5 protein-coding genes are annotated in these 6,999 nt (G+C 49.8%); 4 read left to right on the forward strand and 1 reads right to left on the reverse strand.

Features of this window, described 5'->3' with window-relative positions; translation table 11 throughout:
• From D479_RS15820 to D479_RS15830, 3 genes are all read left to right on the forward strand, one after another.
• Positions 1 to 295: aldehyde dehydrogenase family protein (locus D479_RS15820; protein ID WP_008638950.1), on the forward strand; the 295-nt coding region annotated here is incomplete at its 5' end.
• Positions 296 to 415: 120 nt separating this feature from the next.
• A complete protein-coding gene (gene betA / locus D479_RS15825) occupies positions 416 to 2,095 on the forward strand; it encodes a choline dehydrogenase (RefSeq protein WP_008638953.1) in 1,680 nt (559 codons plus the stop codon).
• 137 nt (positions 2,096 to 2,232) lie between these two features.
• Positions 2,233 to 3,033 carry a metallophosphoesterase family protein gene (locus D479_RS15830; RefSeq protein WP_008638954.1) on the forward strand — a complete coding sequence of 267 codons (801 nt, stop codon included), beginning with the start codon at positions 2,233 to 2,235 and terminating at the stop codon, positions 3,031 to 3,033.
• 49 nt (positions 3,034 to 3,082) lie between these two features.
• Here the strand turns inward: D479_RS15830 and D479_RS19995 are convergent, their stop codons facing one another.
• A complete protein-coding gene (locus D479_RS19995) occupies positions 3,083 to 5,617 on the reverse strand; it encodes a right-handed parallel beta-helix repeat-containing protein (protein ID WP_008638956.1) in 2,535 nt (844 codons plus the stop codon).
• Between the two features lie 239 nt (positions 5,618 to 5,856).
• On the opposite strand from D479_RS19995, the gene D479_RS15840 reads away from it, so the two are divergent.
• Positions 5,857 to 6,999: PRD domain-containing protein (locus D479_RS15840; protein ID WP_008638959.1), on the forward strand; the 1,143-nt coding region annotated here is incomplete at its 3' end.

Consider the following 6,999-nt stretch of genomic DNA (forward strand, 5'->3'; position numbering starts at 1 on the left):
TGTTGAGAAATTCAGCACAGAAGAAGAAGCTGTGAAACTTTCCAATGACTCTATTTACGGTCTTGCCGGCGGTGTGTTCACGAATGACATCGTAAAAGCCGAGCGCTGTGCTGCTAAGATGCGCATGGGTACGGTTTGGATCAATGAATTCAACCTTTACTTCCCACACGCACCATGGGGTGGATTCAAGCAGTCCGGTATCGGTCGTGAACTTGGTAAACTTGGGCTTGAAGAATACACAGAAACAAAACACATTTTCCAAAACCTTAAACCGGAACAAATCAACTGGTTTTAATTCCGAGCAGCTATCCGGTTAAGGAAGACACTCTTGTAAATTATTTTTTTAAATAGAAGGAGGAGGGAGCAGGATGGACCTGCATCCCTTCATCCTAATCATCACCAAGGAGGAACAGATATGACAGAAGCATATGATATTGTAATTGTTGGTGGCGGTAGTGCGGGTTCCGTACTGGGTAACCGTCTAAGTGCAGATGGAACTAAAAATGTACTCGTTCTTGAGGCTGGACGCAGTGACTATAACTGGGACCTGTTGATCCAAATGCCAGCTGCCCTGCCGTTCCCTGCAGGTAAGAGCCTTTATGACTGGAAATATGAATCAGATCCTGAACCACACATGAACGGTCGTCGCATCAAGCACGCCCGCGGTAAAGTACTGGGTGGATCCAGCTCCATCAACGGTATGATCTACCAACGTGGTAACCCGATGGACTACGAGCGCTGGGGCGCTGATGAAGGTATGGAGAACTGGGATTGGAAACACTGCCTGCCATACTTCAAACGTCTGGAAAATGCTCTAGGATCACCGGATGATGAACTTCGCGGCCACGACGGTCCAATTAAATTGGAGCGCGGACCAGCTAAAAACCCTCTATTCCAAGCCTTCTTTAACTCAGCTGTAGAAGCTGGTTATAACAAAACTCCAGATGTAAACGGCTTCCGTCAAGAAGGATTCGGACCGTTCGATAAGCACGTGTACAAAGGACAGCGTCTATCTGCTTCCCGCGCTTATCTACACCCTGTAATGGACCGCGAGAACCTTACAGTTAAGACTCGCGCATTCGTTACAAGCATCGACTTCGATGGTACGAAGGCGAAAGGATTGACGTATAAGCGCAACGGTAAGATGCATACGGTCAAAGCAGGAGAAATCGTGCTTGCCGGTGGTGCGATCAATACACCACAACTGCTTCAACTTTCCGGTGTCGGTGATGCGGAACACCTGAAGTCTCTTGGCATTAAGCCGGTCGTAGACCTTCCTGGTGTCGGTGAAAACCTTCAGGACCACTTGGAAGTGTACGTACAGCACGCTTGCCCGGTTCCTGTTTCTGAACAGCCGAACCTTGATATCAAGAAGTTCCCATGGATCGGTCTTCAGTGGATGCTTGGACGCACAGGTCCAGCTGCGACGAACCACTTCGAAGGTGGCGGATTCGTACGTTCCAACGACGAAGTCGACTATCCGAACTTGATGTTCCACTTCCTGCCGGTTGCCGTACGTTACGACGGACAAAAAGCACCGACAGATCACGGTTTCCAAGTCCACATCGGACCAATGTACTCCGATGCACGTGGTTCCTTGAAGATCCGTTCCAAAGATCCGAAAGAACACCCAAGCATGGTGTACAACTACCTTTCTACAGAACAAGATAAGCGTGAGTGGATCGAAGCGATCCGCATCACTCGTGAAATCATGCAGCAGCCTGCTATGAAGAAATACAATGCCGGAGAAATCTCTCCAGGACCAACTGTCACATCTGATGAAGAAATCCTGGATTGGGTACGTGAAGATGCGGAAACGGCCCTTCACCCGTCTTGTACGGCGAAAATGGGACCAGCTTCCGATCCGATGGCCGTTGTTGACCCGAACACAATGAAAGTTCACGGTCTTGATAACGTACGCGTTGTCGATGCATCTGCTATGCCTTACGTAACCAACGGTAACATCCACGCTCCAGTATTGATGCTGGCTGAAAAAGCTGCGGACCTTATCCTTGGCCGTAAGCCGCTTGATCCAATCGATGCTGACTTCTATCGTCACGGTGTACACCCTGCCGATGCTGGTACAGTAGAATAAATACTTTATGATGGAAGGTCTCTTCGGAGGCCTTCTTTTTTTATGGGGAAAAAGTGTTCAGATCATTGTGTTTACATAATCTTACTTCCCGGCAAATATAATGGAGGTAGGTCCTATACGGAAAATGGAGGTTGTCCATGAGGAAAACAATCGCTGTGCTTGCAGATATTCACGGGAATTTGGAGGCGCTGGAGGCTGTATTTGCAGACATGGAGCAGCACGCGGACGTTACGGAAATCTTCTGCCTGGGCGATTTGATCGGCATTGGTCCACATCCGAATGAAGTGCTGGCCTGTATCTGTGCAAGAGAGAACGTCCAGGCCGTAAGTGGAAATCATGAAGAAGCGGTGCTGGCTTTGATCCATGGAGAGGCGTATCCGAAGCGGAGTGAGACCATCAGGGCTCATCACGAATGGGTGGCAGCATCCCTGGATGACGCCTACATCCCTTGGCTCACCGCCCTACCAAGGCAGCTCACGCTGGAACGGGAAGGGGTCAACATCCTTCTTCAGCATTATCATATGAAGGAAACGAGACGGGAATTCCCTATATGGCGGAACCCTTTTGAACCGGTGGACTATCATCCGACCGCCCGGAAGCTGGATGATTTTTATGAGGGAAGGGCAGGCGGCTGGGATATTGTCTGTTTCGGGCATCATCATCCGGTGCATCTTTTTCAAACGGAGAAGCGGATGTATTTGAATCCGGGGGCGCTTGGTTGTTACCATAAGCCGCTGGCTCGTTACGCGCTGATTCATTTGGGGGAAGGGCAGGCGTCGGTCGAGCTGAGAGAAATACCATATGATAAAGGGAAAGTTGTGGAGGCGCTCTACCGTTTAGAAGTGCCGAAGCGGGATTTCATTGTCCAGACGTTTCTAAGCAGCAAGCCGCCTGCTGCCTATGTATCTTCTTATGGTGGGAATATAGAAAAAGGATGAACGTATTTAATGTTCATCCTTTTTTTCATTATTTAACAGTTCTTTTTTCTTAAATAGGAATAATGGTATTATCAACTAAATCAAAGGCTGTGAGCGACATTCCGAATGGGATGCCGATGGTAGTGAAACCAACAGGCGCATCGGGAGAAACGGTATCGAAGGCTCTTCCCCACGGCAAGGCGACTGCCAACGTATTACGTACCACTTGGATCTGCCCTGCGGTAGGAGCAGTGGTACCTCCATCCCTGTAGTCGACATACACGGCTAAACGTTGGGTGTTCGGATTAGTAATGTTATTTTCTTCAATAAGAATCGTATCAATACCCGGGAAGTTGAATGGATAGAAAATGATGGAGCTTCCCGCGCGGTCCAGGTGGTTAATCGTATTTCTGCGGACAAAGATAGAAACGTTGGTAAAAGCCGAGTTTTCAAAGAAGACGAACTGGCTGTGCCGCTCCATGGTGTTATCATCCACTAAAAAGGTTCCGCTGAACTCATCCGTCGGAGTATTCGGCTGGAAGCGGATAGCGGCAAGACTCGTCGCTCCACCGATGAAGGAGTTCCCTGAGATTGTCGTAGTACCCAACGCTCCACGTATTTCCAGGGACTGCTCATCACCTGTGTGGGTGATGGTATTGTTCTCCAACGTGAAATCATCGACGTTTACAATCAGCGTCCGTTCCCCGCCGGTCAAGTTGGAATCCCGGATGACAATGCCGCTGTAATAGTCGCCGACGCCTTGCGGAGGAATTCGGATTAACGTTTCATCACCAGTCACATCACTGAACGTACGAGTGAAGCTGAGATTTTCCAGTGTAATCGCATCTGCCTGCAGGAAAACGGCTGTTTCAGCGGTAAAGGGTGCTGGGAAGTCTACGAGTGTACTGCCTGCGGAAAAGCCGCGGATGGTCAACGGTTTATCGATGGTAAGCGCAGCCGTCTGGGTGTAGGTTCCAGGTGTAACAATCAACGTATCTCCGTCGTTCGCATCTGCAACGGCGACGGCGATCAAGTCATAGAACGTCTGTTGATTCACATTGTAAATGCGGCCTGCTTGAATGCTGCAGGTAATTCCTGCAGGGAGCGGAACCGCATCGGCAGGGCAAGGTACACATTCTTCGGATGTCCTATTCAATGTGAGGCTGCACGTTTGGCTTCCGCAAATCAGCGTTTCTGCACAAGGTTCCTCACAAGGGAAACAAATTAAATCGCCTTCTTCCAGACCTCCGCAATCCCCTTCGATAAGTCCGACCGCATACACGCAGGAAGGTACGCCGCAGAAGAAGCCTTCGGGGAGGGTCACAGCATTCGGTGGACAGAATACACATGTTTCTTCCGTTCTGCTCAGTACAAGTGTGCAAACGCCGTTGGTACACTGCAGTACTTCCTCACACGGCTCCTCACAAGGGAAACAAAGTACGTCTCCGACCACGATTTCTGCGCAGTCTCCTTCGACCTCTGTCACTTCATAGACGCAGGAAAGGACAGGTACTTCACATGCGAACCCTGCAGGAAGCGGGACGGCATCCAGTGGGCAGACGGTACATGTTTCGTCTGTTAAGGATAAGATCAGTGTGCAATCCCCGTTCGAGCATTGCAGGATATCCTCGCAGGCTGCCTCGCATGGCAGGCAGATCAAATCCCCGACAACAAGGTCTCCGCAATCGCCGTCCGCTTCTGTCACTACATAAATACACGAAAGGCCGGGTACTTCACAAGCGAATCCTGCCGGGAGGGTTACAGCTTCCGGTGGACAAGTCACACATCCGTCATCGGTCAGTTCAAGCAGCAGGGAGCAAACACCGTTCGAGCATTGCAGCGTTTGGGGACAAGGGGTTTCACATGGATAACAGATGGTGTCCCCGACGACGATTCCTCCACAATCCCCTTCCGTATCTGTCACGGTATAAAGGCAGAACACCGGCGGGAAGAGGACGGTGAATTCCGCGTCCACTCTGCTTCTGATCCAATCATAAACGCTGTTCGTGCGGATGCAGAGGTTCTCCTCCTGTTGAGGTTGTATTTCCACGGAGCTCGACTGAAGGATCGGAAACGTTTCTGGTTCCGGATCCGTCTCTTCTTCGCCGAAGACGGCAGGGCACTGCCTTGGACGGACAGGGGGGAGGCACGTGCGCTCCACTTCCTGCTGTCTCGGATTGCAGATACCTGCCTCTAAGTCTACAACGACAGAAGCGACGGACTGCACATCCTGGCAGAGATCGATGGTGATGGTCACCTCTGTTCCTTCCTCGCTTGTCGAAACCGTACAAATCCGACAGCCTGCTTCTGCGGCCTGGACTTCAATGTCGGTTCCTGTAGGCGCACACAAGTAGTAGCTTTCACAAATCGTAAAGTCGGTAGAATCCGTCGTTCCCGTTTCCAAAAGGACGGTCACGGTCCCTGTGATGCGTATGTTTACGCGTTGAAGGACCAGCTGGGTGCCATCCGGGAGTGTGAACACTCTTTCTTCTCTTCCGCCGTGCTGGGGGATTTCTACATAATTCAAATCAGTCACCATACAGGAAGGTCCTTCCTCCGCTTGCTGCCGCAGGGACGCCCTGTATCGGCTTACTCTTCGTACCATGTCGTTCCTCCTTTTATCATCTATATAGATATCGATATAGTATCCATATGCGGAGTTGGATAGGGTGGGGAGGGCGTCTGGTAAAATGGGTGAAAGGAATGAGAATAGGCAGATAGAGGGGATGACTATGTGGAAGAGTCCAATCTGTGTGGAGTCTTCCTACAAAGGTTGGGCTCGAATAGCGTTGTTATCATAATGTAAGCGTTTTATAATTTAAATTAGAAACGGAGGTACTTGCTTTGCTTGATCAAAAAACCTATCAGTTTCTTGAGAGAATCATGAAGTATAAGCAAATTACAAAGCCTGAAATGATGTTGGAACTGGATTTGACAGAAAGAAGATTCGACTACCTTTTAGAAAAAGTGAATAACAGTCTGGCCTTCGTGGATCTGCCGCCTCTACAAATGGAAAATCAGTGGATCGTCGCGGATGAGCGGGTGAAGGAATTCGTAGCTTCCGGGGGTCCGTTGGATATTAATGGGAACGATCTCATAATTTCAGAGGAGAATCGTCCGCTGATGATCTATCTTTATACGTTCATCAAACAGGAACCGATATCCGGCTACCATTTTCAACTGTTGTTGAATGTAAGTAAAAACACGGCATTAGCGGACGTGAAGAAGGCTCGGGAATGGTGCCTGGAATGGAATGTGGAGTTCGTTTACAAGCGGATGGAGGGGTATCATCTCCAAGGGGCCGAGATGGACAAGCGGCGCTTCGCCCTCTACTGTCTGGATTACTTACTTTCTCAGCCGCTCGGTAGAGAAATCATCGACCGGACTCTGGGTGCCTGGCATATGGAGGAGATGGTCGAAGAAACGACTTCAATCATGGAAGCGTTTTTAGACCGCTGGCAGACAATCCGGCTTGTGAGGAGCAGGAAGGTGGAGATGGTGTATCATCTCGTGTTCATGCGGACTCGAAGCCGGAAAGACGACCTTCTCTATACGTCCGAAGAAAAAAGGGTGCTGGAAGAGGAGCATATTTACCCGGCCGCGGAAGAGTTAGCCTTTGAGCTGTTTCCGGAAGGTCCAGGGGAGGATGTTTATTTTACAGCTGTTCAGCTGTTGACCTCACAAGGAGAAGTGAACAGTGATGCGCATCCGCTGCTCATGGAGATGGGAAAGAAAATCGTTGCGGCATTTGAGAAGAATACGCTTCTTCCCATCGAGAATAAAGCGAGCCTGATTCAAAGCCTGTTCAACCACCTTGTCCCGACCTATTACCGCCTAATGTTCGATATTCCGCTGATCAACCCGATGAAAGAAGTGATCAAGGGGGAGTATGGAGAGCTGTTCCAGTTTGTGAGAAGGTCGCTGAAGCCTCTGGCGGAATGGACCGGTAAACAAATCAGCGAAGCGGAAATCGGATATTTCACTCTT

Origin of the sequence: Halobacillus sp. BAB-2008 (assembly GCF_000328325.1) — a bacterium.
In the GTDB taxonomy this organism is placed as follows: Bacteria; Bacillota; Bacilli; order Bacillales; family Halobacillaceae; genus Halobacillus.

Bases quoted from the DNA above. Each gene is read 5' to 3' on its own strand.
- D479_RS19995 (WP_008638956.1), bottom strand. From the start codon at position 5,617: ATGGTACGAAGAGTAAGCCGATACAGGGCGTCCCTGCGGCAGCAAGCG.
- betA (WP_008638953.1), top strand. From the start codon at position 416: ATGACAGAAGCATATGATATTGTAATTGTTGGTGGCGGTAGTGCGGGT.
- D479_RS15830 (WP_008638954.1), top strand. From the start codon at position 2,233: ATGAGGAAAACAATCGCTGTGCTTGCAGATATTCACGGGAATTTGGAG.